Source organism: Streptomyces sp. NPDC050485 (genome assembly GCF_044458185.1).
Taxonomy (GTDB): domain Bacteria; phylum Actinomycetota; class Actinomycetes; order Streptomycetales; family Streptomycetaceae; genus Streptomyces.
The window spans coordinates 72,698-88,010 of sequence record NZ_JBITHR010000023.1; the positions used below are offsets into that span (position 1 = coordinate 72,698).

The window sequence follows — 15,313 nt, forward strand, 5'->3', positions numbered from 1 at the left end:
TGCAGGTGCGACCGCGATTGTCGGCGTGGATCGCGAACCGGCGGGCGGCGAACCGGACACTGGGAGCGACGTGGTCAACGAGGGGGGCACCGGCTTGTCGCTGCCGCGGGGGCAACAGGCTTCTTCTGGCCGAAGAACGGCCCGCTCCCGAAGACTGACCTGCGGGCGCATTCGAGTTCGGGCGTGGCCACGAGGTACGACAAGGGGGGCCTACGTCTTCCACGGCACCGTCACCGCCGCCGCAATCAGACTATGGCTCTTCCCATGAGCGACGTGCGGGAACGTATTGCACCGAAACTGCCTGGTTGCCTTGCTCGTTGAGGGTGTGTGATCGAGCTTGGGGGTGCGCGGCGCCCGGGGCCTGCCGGGCAGGAGGTGGTGCGGCTGTGGGTGGTGGCCGCACTGGAGTCGGGGCAGGTGCGAACGTACCGGCAGGCGACTGAGGTGTTCGGGGTGTCGGAGAGGTCCGTGGGCACCTGGTGGCGCACGCTCAAGGCCGCAGGCGCAGAGTCCCTCGGAGCGCCGGTCAAGTCCCGCTCTGGACCCGGTGAGTTGATCGGTGCCGAGGACCGTGCGGCGCTGTTCCGGGCGATGGCCGACTGCACGCCCGAGCAGCTGCTGATCGGCGGCGCGATGTGGACCCGGTCGCTGGTCGCTGAGCTGATCCGGATGGTCATCGGTGTCACCATGACCGAGCAGGGTGTGGGCAAGCGGCTGCGCCGGTACGGCTTTTCCCCGCAGCGCCCGGCCCGCCGCTCCTACCGCCGGCAGCCCGACAGGGTCACGGCCTGGCTCGAAGAGGAGTACCCCGCCATCGCCGAGCGCGCGAAGGCGGAACGCGCCGTCGTGGCCTGGGCGGACCAGTGCGGGATGCGCTCGGACACCGCCCCGCCGGGCTGCTCGTGGGCCCCGGCCGGACAGACCCCGACCGTGCAGGTCGACGGACGACGGTTCCGCGTGGACATCATGTCGGCGGTCGCCTCCCGCGGCGCGTTGTGGTTCACCGCGTTCACGGGGAAGTCCACCGCGAAGGTGTTCACCGTCTTCCTCGACCCGCTCGGCCGGCAGGCCGGACGGAAGGTCCACGTGATCGCCGACCGACATCCGGTCCACCACAGCAAGGCGCGTCCGCACAGGAGTGCCCCAGGCTCTGCGTGCTTCGTTGTTCTGTTGCGCACTGCCGCGTTGCCCCATTGCGCCCCTCAGCGTTTCCCTTCCGTAGACCTCTATTCAAGGAAGTCCCGATATGCCCCGTCCTGCCCATATCGCCATGATCGGCACGCCTGTGGTCGGCCATGTGCTGCCCAGCCTGGAGATCATCCGTGAGCTGGTGGCCCGCGGCCATCGCGTGACGTACGCCAACGCCGACCACGTTGCCGAGCTGATCACCCACACCGGCGTCGAGCTGGTCCGCTTGGCCTCCACGCTGCCGGTCGCCGACAGCGACTGGCCGCAGGACCCCATCGCGGCCGCCTCCCTCTTCCTCGACGAGGCGATGGCCGTACTGCCACAGCTGCACGCCGCGTACGACGACGCCCCCGCCGACCTCTACCTCTATGACACCGGCGCATACGCGGCCCGCGCGCTGGCTGAGGCGCAGGGCCGCGGCATCGTCCAGCTGTCACCGACGCACGTGGCCTGGGAGGGCGCCCAGGAGGAGGTCTGTGCGGCACTTGCCGGGCTGCCCGGAGGTCCCGCCTACCGAGCGCGGTTCGCCGCTTGGCTGGCCCGATGCGGTGCGGTGACCACGAACGTGGAAGAGTTCACAGGTCGGCCGCGGCGGGCGCTCGCCATGATCCCGCGAGCCATGCAGCCACATGCGGACCGGGTCGACGCCGATGCGGTGACGTTCGTCGGACCGTGCTTCGGCGCCGGCGAGGAGCAGGCCGGCTGGATGCGGCCGGCCGGTGCGGAGAAGGTGCTGCTGGTGTCGCTGTCCGGCTCGGTGCACCCCGGGCCGCAGGAGATCTACCAGCAGTGTGTCGCTGCCTTCGCGGATCTTCCGGACTGGCATGTGGTGCTCCAGATCGGCAGTGGCAGCGATCCGGCCGAGCTGGGGGAACGGATTCCTCCCAACTTCGAAGTGCGGCCGTGGGCAGCGCCGTTGACGATCCTTGAGCAGGCGGACGCCTGTGTGACGCACACCGGCATTGGCAGCAGCAGTGAGTGCCTGTACGCGGGTGTGCCGGTGATCGCGGTACCGCACGGCGCCGAGCAATGCCTCTACGCCGACCGGCTGGTCGAACTGGGCGTTGCCCGCCGGATCGACACCGCAAACGTCACGGCGGCGGCGCTGCGTACGGCTCTGATGGAGCTCATCGGCGATCCACGGGTCGCCGCGGGCTCGGCATGGATGTGGGCCGAGGTGCGCGCCGAGGGCGGCACCCGCCGGGCTGCGGATCTGATCGAGGAGCAGCTGGCGGAGGAGCGAGTGGGCTCATGACGCGGGTGGGTGCCGAGCGCCGCCCTATCGGCTACGTCCCGCAGGACGGCGCCCTCTTCCCGCACCTGACGGTCGGCCATCGGCTTCGGCCTGCCCCGCTCGCTGGTGCGGCGCGCCGCGGACCCGTACTCCTGAGACCACGCCGGCTGCGGCTCACCGTGACGCCCGGTCCGGGCAACGTACGCACCCGAGTCCACCGCTGCCACTTCCGGGGCAGCGACCACCGGGTCGAACTCGCCCCGGAAACCGACGAGCTGCCCCCTCTCCTCATCGCGTACACCGAGCCGCATGGCACGAGGGGAGGCATACGTCGAGGTCGACGGCCCCGCCCACCCCGTCGACGAACCCACCGCGCCTCTGCCCTGAACGACTCCCATCGGAACAAGCTCTGCAGACCTGAAGCGGGCTGACCAGTACGGAGGTGTGCGACCCAGCCGGCCGACATCCTCTGCGCGACGCCGGGATCGCGGTTACGTTGATGGGATCTGCTGTCAACCCGTCAGAGGTGGACGATGAAACCGAGGGTCCTGGTCAACGAGGTGAAGGGCGAGGGACCGCCGCTCGTCCTGGTGCCTGGCGGGCTGACCGGATGGGTGTCGTGGACGCCGCTCGCGGACGTCCTGTCGGCGGGACGGAGGACCGTCAGGGTGCAGCCGATCCACAACGAGCTCGGCTCGGCCGGCGAGCGCGGGGACGCCGGGTACACCGCGGCGATCGAGCGTGAATCGCTGCTCATGACCGTGGACGCCCTCGGGGTCGAGACGGCCGACTTCACGGGGTGGTCCGGTGGCGGGCGAGCCCTCATCGAGTTCGCCATGGCCCATCCGGAGCGGGTGAGGACGCTGACGCTCGTGGAGCCCGCGGCGTACTGGATCCTCGACGGCCTCGGCGAGTCCGACCCGGAGGTCGCCCGATTGAACCAGTTCCTGCATGCGCTGGCCGGGCAGGACGTGAGCGAGGACGACCTGGCTGAGTTCCTCGAACTCGCCGGACTCGCGCCGTCGAAGGTCCAGGCCCGGGCCCACCCCGCCTGGCCGCGCTGGGTCCCGCACCGGATGGCCCTGTCCTGGAGCTCGGAGCAGGCCGACCGGCCCGACCGCGATGTCGCCGAACTCGCCGACATCCGGTGCCCTGTACTCCTGGTCCACGGCTCCGCGACCACCGACTGGCTCAAGCGGGTCGTCGCCGTCCTCGATGAACGGCTGCCCGATACCCGGGTTCTCGAACTGCCCGGCGATCACGCCTGCCACCTTGAGAACCCGGACGCATTCCTCGCTGCGTTGGAGCGACACCTGGTTCAGTGAGCCGAGGCCGAACGCTGCACGGAGTCGAGGAAGCGACAAGTGGTTGGCGCACAGCCCCTGGCCACTCGGCGGAAATCAGGACGGCGATGCGGGTCAGCTACCGCGCCGCCGGATTCGCGATGGTCTTCAGCTGGGCGAGTCCGCCCAAGCCGGCCGACGGGTCGTCACCGGCGCCCATGTGGTCCCGTTCGTCCGCGCCGGGGCCCGCTTCGAACGTGGCCAACTCGTCGAACGTCCCGAGGCCATGGCAGCGTGATCGTCATTTCCAGGGCGCCGGTCTGCCGACACCACCCAAGCGACTGGTTCCCCTCCCTGCTCGCAGACTTCGAGATCGCTGACGTCCGCCGAATCGCAGTTACCGCCATGAATGGGCATGAATCGGCGGGGGATTCAGATCCTTGCCCGCAGGCCGAGCGTTCCGGTTCGCTGACGCTACGTCGGCAAGGCGCATCCACAAGTACTGACAATTGCTCCGTCGCGGCAGGCCGCGGATTTGACGGGCGAAGCCACGGCCCGCTGAGAACTCGGCATCGCTGCGGGGCCCACACACTCACATCCACATCCACCGCGAACACCGTATGACCGGGCCCTGCGCAGCAGGCCGTCGGTCAGCTCAAACAGAGCATCCGCTCGTCGGACCGGAAAGCCGCACCAACTCCTTTGGAAACGTGACGGGTTGGAATGCCTCTGGTGGGCTCACGCCGCCCGAGCACACTGACAGCGACGGCCATCGCGCCCTCCCCTGGTCTTCACCCACCTGGAGAGTCCCGCGATGGCCGTTCCATGTCCCGCACATCTCCCAACCAACCGTGAGCGACCACGGTGCAGGGACACAAGCGAAGCTCAGCCCCGTGCGGCATCTTCCTTGTGGCGAGCGCGATCCTCAGCGGACTCGACCCACTCGTTGTTGCGCCGGCGGACCAACTGCAGGGCGTGCGCTGCTTCTTCCTGCGACGGGAAGGGGCCGAGGCGATCCGTGTGCGACTCGCTGCATCCTTGCTCCGCGCTCCGGTGCTTCAGACAGTAGAACCAATCACTGTCGGATTCGCCCATGTTCTGCTTGCTGATCAGGGACACAAATGCCTCCATTTTTCCATGCGTAATGGGCCGAGGTTGAACTTCCGCGAATGCTGGGAACCGCCCCTCCCGATCGCCCGTCGCCCGTCGGCGTCAGTGACCACTGGGCGGTGGCCGATTCCCGCTGGCGGATCCTACTCGACCAATGAGGACGAGGAACTTGGGGGCCGGATGAGCTGGGTCAGGGTGATCACCGACGCTCGACCCACCGTGCGGGAGCCGACCCGGCCGCATCCAGCTGGGCGTACTGCGTGAACGTGGCCAGGCTGCGCCCTGAACGCCTCGGCCCCCTTCGCCCCCGTCTTCGCGCCCTTCGACGGCGACACCGGTGGCGGTGTTGCCGGGGGTTTGCGGGCGAGGAGCTCCATCTCGGGGCGGGTTCCCGAGATTTCACCGGCCAGCACGTGGCTCAGCGCAGTCCTGGCACCGGCCAGGTCAAGGCCAAGTACTTGATGGACTCCACCACGACCTGCCCCATCCCCATCCCCACCTCGAACAAAGCGAGTCAAACGCCAAGTTGAGAAGGTGTCCTGGGTCCTCAGCCGATCGGTTTGCGTATATCGTCGCGTACCTTGACGGCCAGCTCGGCCGCCCCGGCGACATCGACGTCGGCGGGTTGCTGCGCGGCTGATGCGGGGCTGACGACTCCCACGCTTCCCACGGTGTTGCTGTCGCCCCAGGCGCACATCGGGAAGGTGACGCTGAGGGCGCCCTGCGACTTGGTCAGGACCTGGCAGAAGATCTTGACGTCCGAGCCGGCGGGGGTGGCGTCCTTGGGAGGCGTCACGGTGGTGGCGCCGTCGGCTTCCCTGGCGCCCCGGAGCATGCTGTCGCGCTGCCTCTCGGGTGTCTTCACTCTGCCGTAGATGCCGGACAGGATCATCGACGTGCCGTCGCCTTTGGCCCCCGAGTACTGGCCCATAGCCGGCTGCGGATCGCGGACGTCCGCCTGAGAGGCGTTCTTGAGGCCCTCCCTGCCCTGGTCCGAGAGGTCCTGTGCCAGTGTGTACTGCCCGTTCAGGAGCGTCTGCGGCACGGTGAGCCGGTACTTCGCCTCGGGGAAGCCCCCGGCCACCCCGGCAAGCCTGCTCACGGCGAATCCCAGACCGCCGAGTACCACCAGCGCGACGGCGATGATGCCGATCACCAGACCGGCCCGGTTCTTGCGCGGCGCAGGCGGCCCCACCGGGGGCATTCCCCAGCCCTGCTGCTGCCCGAACGGCTGCTGGGGGAATCCCTGTTGGGGGTACGGCTGCTGCGGCCAGGGCTGCTGCGCGCCGTAGGGGCCGGGCGCCGGCGGCCCGGACGGCGGGGTGCCGTACGGGCCCGGGGGCTGCGGAGCGTAAGGACCCGGCTGCGGCGACGGAGGCGGCATGTTCATGCCTCTGACGCTACTTCACGGCGGCGACGGCGCGACGGCAGGCCGAACCGGTGCGCGGGGGCCAGATCGCCCCCTGCGCCTGCGCCACCCTGGCCGCCTCCTCCGCCGCGAAGCGTTCCTCGTCCAGCTGCTCGACGGCCTCCTCGTTCTCAAGTGTGGTGCGGAAGGCCGCGATCAGGGGATTTACCGTGGATGCGTGGGGTGTTGAGGGCCGAGTCGTTGTGGGTGGAGACGTTCACGGGCAGGCAGCCGCATCGGTACGTCATCGGCGGCGCCGAAGGCAGTGCCGGTCCGTGGGCGGTTCACCTGCTGAAGCGTGAGGCGCCGAGGGTGACTTGGTGGCCGGTGAGGCTGATCTCGACGCCGTCCGGGGTGGCGCGCGCCGCGGTGAAGCCGATGTTCTCGGGAAGGCTGATCTTCCAGGCGGCGGTGGCCCGTTCGGCACCGGGAACGGTCAGGGAGAGCTCGTTGCCCTGTGCCAGCAGGGTGGCGGTGCTGTTCAGCGTGGCCCCCTCTGCCGTGCCGGTGACCTTGAACTGCGCTGCCTGGCCGTCCGGTCCTTCAGCGGGGGAGGCCTGGAGTTTGCCGCCGCGGCCGGCCAGCCGGGTCACCAGGTCGGAAAGGTCCTTGTAGGTCAGGGTCATCGTGCCGGTGGCGAGGTTCGCCTGGGCGCTGCGCGCGGTCAGCGATGTCACGGTCACGTCCTGCAGGTCCAGGTGCAGGCGGTTGATGTCGAGCCAGCCGCCCTGCCGGTTGCCCGTGGTGGAGAGGTAGAACTGTCTGGCCGTCAGGGAGACATGGTCGAAGGTGCCGTTGGCTGCCTGGGTCAGGAACGGGAAGCCTTCGATCGACACGTCCATGGTGGCGTTGGTGAAGTCGTACTTGCTCTTGGCGAGCTGGGCGGCTTCGTTGTCCGCGTAGTGCACGGCTATCCGGTCGGCGGCCGTGAACAGCACGGCAAGCACCGCCACCGTGATCGCCAGAATCTTCACCCATCGACGTCTCACGCCGAATCCCCCTTGCTGTTTGCACTGTTGATGTTGCTGAACGGTGCATGCTCTCACCCGGGTTGAACATGTTCAAACCGTTGGGCGGTGTGGCGGCGCCGGGACGCGTCGCGTGATGGCTCCGGCGGCGGCGTATCCCCCCGGAGGCAGTGCCGGGGGAGCTGTGCGCGGGCAACTCCCTGGCGGGCAGCCTCAATTACGCGATGCGCGGGACGGTGTCTAGCTTCCTGCGGAGCAGTCCAGTGCCGTGCAGCCGAGAGTGTCTGCGAGGCGGAGGACGCAGACCAGTACGTCGTCGCCGGTCCCGCGGATGTGGAGCGTGATCGACTCCATGGGGTCCTGGGAGCCGATGCTGAGTTCGACCGACCATGTGAATCGGGGAGTTCACCCCAGGAGGGATCCGAGAGGTCGGCTCTCCGTGCTCGCAGCGTCGCATGACACGGCGGACACCCGCACCTTCGTTCTTGGTACCACATTGTTGTTCTCCACCAGGCCTCCTGCATCGTCGCCCGCACCGGGCGGCTGATCACGGCTCAAGCCTCGCAGAGACCACTGACAACGCCGGCCGTGCCGGATGTTCGGGGATGAGTTCCCCGAACTCGCCGCGCCTCTGCTCGCCCTCCCGGTCGGGTGGTGCTGGACGGCGGGATCTGCGCCGCGCACCCAGGCGGCCGGATGGAGTTCGCCGCACGGCCCGTACGGCGGCCTGGCGCCGCGCGCACGACCTCTCGGCGGTATTCATAACTGGAGTGCGCACGGGTTCCGGACCCGTCGTTGAGGGTGTGATCGAGGCAGGTCAGCAGGCGGGCAACCCACGTTCGAGGCGTCCTACGACGGTGTGAGATTCCGGCAAGCACTCGCAGAATCTGTGACTGACACTCGTAATCTGTGGGCTCATGGGGGAATCCGAAACTCGTTCCCTGACTTCTGGACGTCAGCCCGCTGGTTTGGCGGAGGTGTTCTCTCTTCACACTTACCGATCGGGCCGGTCGGACCAGCGGGACGAGCGCTCGTACTTCTTCGACACGTTGGCGGGGTATCAGTGGGCGCGGGATGCGGCCGGGCTGATGCCGGCGTCGATCGACCAGCTGGTCAAGCCGGTGATCGAGGTGTGCGAGCACTACGACCTCGTGCCGTGGCAGCTAACGCCGACGGCGTTGGACCGCTACTTCGCGGGCCCGGGCAAGCGGGCCCGGACCACGGTGCGCGCGAGATCAACAAGATCGACGCGTACTTTGCGTTCCTGGAGCAGCGGTACGCCGGGGAGATCCACCGGTTATTCGGCACGGTCGTGGAGTCGCCGGTCGATGCGTTCAACCGGCCGCGCCACCGGGGTGACTTCGGGCTTCGGGTGCCGCCGTCGCAGCGGGCTATGCGGGAGTTCTTCGCCGCGTGGCGGGAGGCGCTGCCCCAGGCCCGCAAGGAGGCGGTGGCGTGCAGGGACTACGTGATGGCGAAAATCGCGTATCTGTCCGGAGTGCGGGCCGCGGAGTTGTGCGGTGTGGCGCTGGGGGACGTGCACTGGGAGTCAGGCCGCTGGGGCCGGTTCGTCGTGCGGGGCAAGGGGGCCCGGGGGCGGGGCCCCGCCCGCGGGAAGCGTTCCCCTTCGAGGAGGGCCGCGAGCTGTTGTGGTGGTTCGTGGAGGAGGTCCGTGGCCTGTTCCGGGACGATCCCGAACACCCTGGGGCGCCGCTATTTCCTTCCGAGCGGCTGCCGAAGCCGGTGGCGGCACTGAACATGCCGATCGCTCCGGCGATCGTGCCGGCGACGTTCCGCCGCGCGCTGAAGGCGGCGTCGCGGGCCTATCTGCCGGGGCCGGTGGAGGAACTGTTTCCGCATCTGCTCCGGCACGCGTGTGCCACCCACAACTATGAACGCGGGATGACGTTGTAGGAGGTACAGCGCCTACTCGGACATACCTGGACGACTACGACAGTCAATTACCTCGCGACGGCTCAGGCCGACCCGGAACACGCGGAGCTCTGGCGAGAGTCGGCGGCGCGGGCCGGGCAGCGGCTAGTCGCGGATAGGGGGAGTCTACGGTGAAGTGGAATCTGTGCTGGGCGGCCGCCAAGCAAGACATCTGGCGGCCGGTGGATCTTCAGGCCGCTTTCGCGACCGTGGGGTTCACGCCGTCACTGAGCAAGGTCGCCGCCCTGTGGGGCGGCACCCCGGTCACGGTGCGGCTGGACGACTTGGACAAGATCTGCGCGGCGCTGGACTGCACAGTGGCCGACCTGCTGGAAGCCGAGCCGGTCGCAGCGGCTGAGAACGTGCAGGAGCAGGAGCAGGAGCAGGAGCAGGAGCAGGAGCAGGAGCAGGAGCACGAGCAGGAGCAGGAGCGTGCGGGCGGTGGCGAGGCGGGACCGGTGCGCCCGGTGCCCCGGCGGGAAGGCCCGCGCCGGCTGCGGCCGCCGAACTGAGGGCGGAGATCGTGTCGGTCGTACGCCAGTGTGCACTGTGTCTGGACTGGGGCGTTCCCCGGTTGCGTGGGGGCGTGTGCTGGAGCTGTGCCGGCTGGCTTGAGCAACGGCCTGCCCAGGCAAGGTGCGTCCGGTGCCACCGGGTCGAACGTATTGACGGAGACGGCTTGTGCCGTCCGTGTGTGATCGCGGTACGCGAGGAGATCAGGGCGGGGATCGACGCCGTCTTCCCGGGCCCGGTTCAGCTGCACGTCTACGTGCTCGGCCTCGGACAGCAAGGAGCGCGAAATCTCCCTCGCCCGCGTGGTGCGGACCTCCCGTACCTGGGGCCGCGCGAGGCGAGGCGCCTGGTGGACGACCCGCGCATCTGTCCGGCGGCGATGCCCGGCCAGCAGGTCCTGTTCGCCGTCCGGCGGCGTATTGAGCGTGCCCACGCCCGGCGGATCAGTGCCCGGACCTGGCCCGAGGAAGCGGTCCTGCGCGCACTGGCTGAGCAGCGGGCGGAAGGTGCGGGGCTGTCGGCGGCGTGGCCGCAGATGGTGATGCAGCTGATCCGGTGCGCGCTGGCGATCCGGGATGCCGAGGGCGAGCATCTGGTCGCGCCGGAGATGCTCGACCAGGTGCGGCTGCCGTTGAAGGCAGCCGCGACCGAACTCCTTGCCCAGGCCGAGATGCTGCGCGCATGTACAGCTCCGCCGCCGACGCTGTGGCCGGTCCGAGCCTGCGCGGACTGCGGGTGCTGGGGTATCACCACAGCATGGTGCCGCGGGTGTAGCGAATGGCGGCACAACACCAGTCGCTACTCGATGGGCTACTGTCCTCGCTGCCACAGAGAGGGTCTGCCGCTACGTCAAGAGGGGCTCTGTCGCGGCTGCCTTGCCTTCGTGCGGGAGTGCGGCGCCGGAAGAGCCGAGACGTCCTTCACCCAGCTCGCCTTCGCCGGGGCGCTCGCGCATCAGCTCAAGCGGCGGGCCGGCGAGCTGGGCTTCGTCGTACACAACCGGTCGGGACCACTCTCGCGCGCTCGCTCACGGCCCCTGACGACGCCCGCCCCGATGGAGCAGGTGGAGATTCCGGCAGTCGTCGCGGGGCAGTTGGCGCTGTTCACGATGGCCCGCACGTGGAAACGCGAACAGCTCGTCGCCACCGTCACGGCTCCACTTCCGGCGTCGGCGCAAGAGCTGCTGGACGCCTTCACTGCCCGCTACCCGCGATCCTGCCCCGCCGACAAGCGCAGTACCTCAGCAGGAGCGGCCCAGGTCCTGCACACGCTGCTCGACAGGCTGGGGTCGCGTACACCGATCCCCGAGCGGGACGTGCGCTCCCTGGCCGGCACGGTGACGGCCGGAACCGCCGCGACCCGCAGAGTGATCTCCCTTCTCGACGAGCACGCCCTGCTGGAGGCGGACGAAGTCGCGAGACGCCCGCCCAGTTGCTCACCGATGTCCAGCGCCCGGCCCACTTCCCCGCCGTGGATCTGGGCGCGGAGCGACGCGACCGCCATGACGAACGCGCCCTGGACGAGCGGATCGCGCAGCTGCCCGAGGAGATGGCCGACCAGCTGCGGGCCTGGGTACGAGTCATGCGCGGCCGGGGCCGCTACGCGCACCCCCCAGCTGGCCTCCGGCTCATCCGCCGCTACCTACGCATCGCCTGGCCCACTCTGACCTCCTGGTCCGCCGCCGGAATGGATCTGCGGCAGATCACCAGTGACGACATCCAGGCCGAACTCGACAAGCGCCAGGGCAACGTGGCCCGCGGACTGCTCAGCGTGCTGCGCAGCGTCTTTCGCGCCCTCAAGCAGGAACGGCTGATCTTCCGCAACCCCACCGCCGGCATACAGGCCGCGGCGGGGACCCACCTGCCTCTGCCCCTGTCCAGCGACCGCTTGGCCGGAGCCTTGGACCGTCTCAACGGGCCCGCCGCCCGGCTCATCGTCGGCTTGGTCGCCATCCACGCCGTGCGCGCGGTCGAGGTCGCCCGTCTCGGCCTGGCCCACGCCGATCTCGCCCGCCGAACCCTGGCAGTGCACCGAGGCGAGCACATCCATACCGCCTACCTCGACGATTTGAGCACCCGCCTCGTGGCCGACTGGCTACGCGAGCGCCGCCGCCGGTGGCCCCATGCCACCAACCCCCACCTGCTCATCACCGCACAGACCTACCGGCACCCGGCATCGGTGCAGATCAGCTACTGCGCTCTGCGGGCCGCCTTCGACCAAATAGGCCTGCTGCCCCGCCAGGTATGGGCCGACCGGATCCTCTACGAAGCCCAGGAAAGCGCCGACCCCGTCCATTTCGCCCGGCTCTTCGGCATCCACCCCAAGATCGCTGTGAAGTACGTACACACGGCACACCCGGACAAGGCGCTGCCCTGCATTCGCTGACCGGGCGACAACCCCCGCAAGCACCGCCGCAGATGGCAGACGGACATGCGTAGTTGAGGTACGGGAAACTACCGTCGGGCCGCGGTCGGGGTCGCTTCGGCGGCGGGGACGTCACGCACGCCGAGCCGCAGGTGCTCTACGTGGTAGAGGGCCTGGTCGAGGAGTTCGGCGGCGTGGTCGTCGTAGAGCGCGTAGACGATCGACCGGCCGTGGCGTTCGCCGGTGACCAGTCCGAGGTTGCGCAGCAGGCGCAGCTGGCGGGAGCAGGCGGAGGCTTCCATGCCGACGGCTTCGGCGACATCGCTCACCGAGCAGGGGCTTCCCTCCCCGGGTGCCCGGGGAGGGAAGCGCGGCGCCTAGGGGGTGATGGCCACTTGGTACGCCTCGCCTTCGAGGATGCGCTCGGACTGAACCTGACGGCCTACGGACCGCCCCGCGTTCTGGTTCTGGTCTGAGGGGACATGGGCCCTGATGCAGGGCGCGACCGGTTGGTCACGTACGACATCTACCCGCCATGCTCCGCCGCCCAGGTAGCGGGGGATGATCTCCGCGCACAGGGAGCCGAGCGTGCCGCCCTGTTTGGTCCTGGCGAAGGGGAACTCGTCACATTCATCGTTCACGACGGTGGGGTCGGCTGCGAAGGGCTTCGGGGGAGCCTTGCAAGTGTAGTAACTCCTGCTGGCCGCCCGACTCTTGTCGCTGTCACGCGTGAGCGGCCTTTTTGCGGTGCCCATAGCGTTGTTGTCGCTCAGGTTGTTCTGCGCCCATTCGTAGGCCACTGCGGCGGCCCCGTACTGGGACTTGCTGAGGACCACCCTGGCCAGGTTATCGGTGGCGATGCAGCCGGGGGTATTGCCGACCAGACCGTCACAGGCCACCGAGGGGCCCGCCCACTGCCCATAGCTGAGGATGGGGTACTCGGCGTCAGGGCTCTCCGTCTGGCTCTGGTAAGCGATCATGCTGCGCGAGCGCTCGCCGCCGCCCCGGGTAGTGGTCTCGTAGGAGAGGTGTCCGGTCTGGTCCTCCTCGCCCGCGCGCAGCTCGATGGCCCCGCCGCCCCAGGCGGGCGGCCCCGGTATGCACGCGGTGCACGACGACGACAGAGCGAGTCTCACAGCGGAAACACCGTCGTACTTGCCAGAGTAGACGGCGATGTTCTCCTGCCACTTCACGCTGTTGGGGTCCAGCGCGGACCGGGCCGTGACCAGGAGTTCGGCGGTGCCGATCGTGTCACCCGCGCGGTTCTCAAGCGCGTACACGATGCCGTGCCGCATGCAGTAGGCGTGGCGGTTGGAGACGACATCCTGGCGTTTGTTGGAGGTGCACAGCGCCTCCGGGCTGGCATCCGGGTCGTCCCCGGGGTCGACGCCGTCCCGGGGGGCAGCGGCGACCCCGGGGACAGCGGCGGTGCGGGCGCGGATACGGGCGAGATCCCCGGCGGTGACGGGCCGCTCCTTGATGCAGGTCCATGCCGCGCCCTGGCGTGCGAGCTTGGAGCCGGGGGTGGTGGCCGTGCAGGTGCCGTGGCCCTCGGGAGCCGCCGATAGCGGTGCGGCGGCGGCCGGTGAGACGCCCAGGGCGAGGAGAACTGCGGTCAGGGCGAGCGAGGCTATCGCCGCGAGCAGCCGTATGACGTGTTTCAAAGGGTGGTCCCCCTGTTCGGTGGCGTACGGGTCCGTTAGGGATGGAACCGGTCCGGCGCCCGTGCGCGCCAGGGGCGGAATAAGCCCCTCCGTGATCATTTTGGCCCGTTGCGGGCTCACATCACCACCCCCGTGGCCGCTACGTTCACCCCTTGACAAGACACACACGACCAGGGGGAAAGGGCAACGATGCGCCCCACAAGACCCGTCAGCCGCATAGGCAGAGCGCTCATGGCCTGTGCTGCCTCGGCCGCTGTAGCCACCGTGGGCCTCGCCGTCTCACCGGCCTCGGCCGCACCCGCGAAGTCCGCCGCCGCCACGCAGGTCAAACCCGGCGACGTCTGCACGGCGGCCGACCTCGGCACACGCCACCCGTACATCAAGACGACCGAAGTCACTCCGGAGATCACCCACTTCAAGGGCTGGTACGTCACCCAGGGCACCACCGGCTACCAGAGCGTCACCACCAGCACCCAGACCACCATCTCGGTCTCCGTCGGCCTCAACGGCAACGTCCAGGGCAGCTTCGCCGTCGAGACCCTCGGCACCGTCGGCGCGAGCCTGGGCCTGAACGTTCAGGTCAACTACTCCTCCACCAGCAGCGAGTCGAACACGGTCACGTGGAATTTCTCCCGGCCCGGCTACTACGGCGTCTACAAGGGCACGAAGAAGGTCACCGGCACGTACGGAAGCCTCAACTGCAACCGCATCCAACAGGGCGACGGTGGTTGGGCATTGAAGTGGATCGAGGGGCCCGGCAGCGGCAGCTTCACCACCTACACCACCCTTGAGGAAGGCGCGGTGCGCTGCGAGGACACGGTGCCGGCCAACAGCATCATGGCCAAGGCAAAGGGCCTCCTCGACTGCGGCTCGCCCGCCGCGCGGGCCGAGCACCCGGCGGGTGCGGTGGCCCCGACAGCGAAGCAGACGCAGGACCGCCTCGTGCAGCGCCCGGCTCCCACCAGCGGCACGTCCGCCGGGCAGCCCAAGGCCACCGGGCGAAGCGCGCAGGCCGCGCTCAACTGCGAGCCCGGCGCCTACAAGATCGACGTCCCCGGCAAGCCCCTGAACTGGAGCGCACCGCTCCTGGCCAATGACGGCATCCGGCTGCGCGAATCTAATTTCTTCAGCGCCCACCTGGACAACTGGCGCCTGTGCAACGTGACGGAGAACAACGGAGTCCTCGAGGCGTCCCTGTGGAACTGGGGCAACGGCGGATGCGCGACCATCCCGGCGGACATCGCCAACCAGGAGCAGGCCTACCTGACGACGGCCACCTGCGGGGAGGACGACCTCCAGCGGTTCTACATCTACCGCGACGTACCCGGCAGCTCGAAGATCGGTGTGCAGAACAAGTACACCGGCTCCATGATGGGCCACGACCGGTACGCGGACGGGGAGTTGATCCGCCAGTACTCCAGCGGCAGGCAGGACGGTACGGGTACGTACACCCTGACCGGAGTCTGACGGCCCCCACCCCGTGAGCGCGGCCCCGCACGTGAGCCCCCGGCCTCCCGGTTCCGTGCGGGGCCCTCCGCGTCCCTACTCCGGCCCCGGCCTTGGGGGCCAGTGGAGCAGCCGCTATCGGCTGCTCCACTGGCCCCCAAGGCCGGTTCTGCCGAGTGAGGCAGCTGTGCCGAAGCCGGAGG

12 protein-coding genes and 2 pseudogenes are annotated in these 15,313 nt (G+C 69.1%); 8 read left to right on the top strand and 6 right to left on the bottom strand.

Features of this window, described 5'->3' with window-relative positions; translation table 11 throughout:
* The first annotated feature begins 327 nt into the window (after window positions 1-327).
* The 3 genes from ACIBK6_RS33640 to ACIBK6_RS33650 all read left to right on the top strand — a co-directional run bounded on the left by ACIBK6_RS33640 (window position 328) and on the right by ACIBK6_RS33650 (window position 3,747).
* Window positions 328-1,326 carry an IS630 family transposase gene (locus tag ACIBK6_RS33640; RefSeq protein WP_399055766.1) on the top strand — a complete coding sequence of 333 codons (999 nt, stop codon included), beginning with the start codon at window positions 328-330 and terminating at the stop codon, window positions 1,324-1,326.
* Complete coding sequence (locus ACIBK6_RS33645; RefSeq protein ID WP_399055768.1) at window positions 1,247-2,443, top strand: macrolide family glycosyltransferase; 1,197 nt, start codon at window positions 1,247-1,249, stop codon at window positions 2,441-2,443. Before ACIBK6_RS33640 ends, ACIBK6_RS33645 begins: the two co-directional genes overlap by 80 nt.
* Window positions 2,444-2,955: 512 nt before the next feature.
* Window positions 2,956-3,747, top strand: coding sequence for an alpha/beta fold hydrolase (locus ACIBK6_RS33650; protein ID WP_399055770.1), 792 nt, complete (start codon window positions 2,956-2,958; stop codon window positions 3,745-3,747).
* 97 nt (window positions 3,748-3,844) lie between these two features.
* On the opposite strand, the gene ACIBK6_RS33655 is transcribed toward ACIBK6_RS33650, so the two are convergent.
* The 4 genes from ACIBK6_RS33655 to ACIBK6_RS33670 form a co-directional block, all read right to left on the bottom strand.
* Window positions 3,845-3,970, bottom strand: coding sequence for a hypothetical protein (locus tag ACIBK6_RS33655; RefSeq protein ID WP_399055772.1), 126 nt, complete (start codon window positions 3,968-3,970; stop codon window positions 3,845-3,847).
* A 620-nt stretch (window positions 3,971-4,590) separates the two neighbouring features.
* Window positions 4,591-4,824 (bottom strand): hypothetical protein, encoded by a 234-nt coding sequence (locus ACIBK6_RS33660; protein ID WP_399055774.1) that lies wholly within the window; start codon window positions 4,822-4,824, stop codon window positions 4,591-4,593.
* Between the two features lie 538 nt (window positions 4,825-5,362).
* Window positions 5,363-6,205: a hypothetical protein gene (locus ACIBK6_RS33665; protein WP_399055776.1), complete on the bottom strand. Its 843-nt coding sequence runs from the start codon at window positions 6,203-6,205 to the stop codon at window positions 5,363-5,365.
* Window positions 6,206-6,507: 302 nt separating this feature from the next.
* A complete protein-coding gene (locus ACIBK6_RS33670; protein WP_399055778.1) occupies window positions 6,508-7,212 on the bottom strand; it encodes a DUF2993 domain-containing protein in 705 nt (234 codons plus the stop codon).
* Window positions 7,213-8,108: 896 nt separating this feature from the next.
* Between ACIBK6_RS33670 and ACIBK6_RS33675 the strand changes: the two are divergent.
* The 4 genes and pseudogenes from ACIBK6_RS33675 to ACIBK6_RS33690 all read left to right on the top strand — a co-directional run bounded on the left by ACIBK6_RS33675 (window position 8,109) and on the right by ACIBK6_RS33690 (window position 12,021).
* Window positions 8,109-9,258: pseudogene (locus ACIBK6_RS33675) on the top strand (site-specific integrase).
* Complete coding sequence (locus ACIBK6_RS33680) at window positions 9,255-9,635, top strand: helix-turn-helix domain-containing protein (RefSeq protein ID WP_399055780.1); 381 nt, start codon at window positions 9,255-9,257, stop codon at window positions 9,633-9,635. Before ACIBK6_RS33675 ends, ACIBK6_RS33680 begins: the two are co-directional and overlap by 4 nt.
* Window positions 9,636-9,817: 182 nt before the next feature.
* Complete coding sequence (locus tag ACIBK6_RS33685) at window positions 9,818-11,302, top strand: hypothetical protein (protein ID WP_399055782.1); 1,485 nt, start codon at window positions 9,818-9,820, stop codon at window positions 11,300-11,302.
* A 20-nt stretch (window positions 11,303-11,322) separates the two neighbouring features.
* Window positions 11,323-12,021 carry a hypothetical protein gene (locus ACIBK6_RS33690; RefSeq protein WP_399055784.1) on the top strand — a complete coding sequence of 233 codons (699 nt, stop codon included), beginning with the start codon at window positions 11,323-11,325 and terminating at the stop codon, window positions 12,019-12,021.
* 68 nt (window positions 12,022-12,089) lie between these two features.
* Here the strand turns inward: ACIBK6_RS33690 and ACIBK6_RS33695 are convergent.
* Both ACIBK6_RS33695 and ACIBK6_RS33700 read right to left on the bottom strand, forming a co-directional pair.
* A pseudogene (locus ACIBK6_RS33695) lies at window positions 12,090-12,338 on the bottom strand (ArsR/SmtB family transcription factor); the annotation flags it as partial.
* Between the two features lie 39 nt (window positions 12,339-12,377).
* Window positions 12,378-13,664 (bottom strand): hypothetical protein, encoded by a 1,287-nt coding sequence (locus ACIBK6_RS33700; RefSeq protein WP_399055786.1) that lies wholly within the window; start codon window positions 13,662-13,664, stop codon window positions 12,378-12,380.
* A gap of 231 nt (window positions 13,665-13,895) precedes the next feature.
* Here ACIBK6_RS33700 and ACIBK6_RS33705 point away from each other — a divergent pair, with 231 nt between their 5' ends.
* The gene (locus ACIBK6_RS33705) at window positions 13,896-15,131 is read left to right on the top strand and encodes a hypothetical protein (protein ID WP_399055788.1); all 1,236 of its coding nucleotides are present in this window, start codon (window positions 13,896-13,898) and stop codon (window positions 15,129-15,131) included.
* Window positions 15,132-15,313 lie beyond the last annotated feature (182 nt).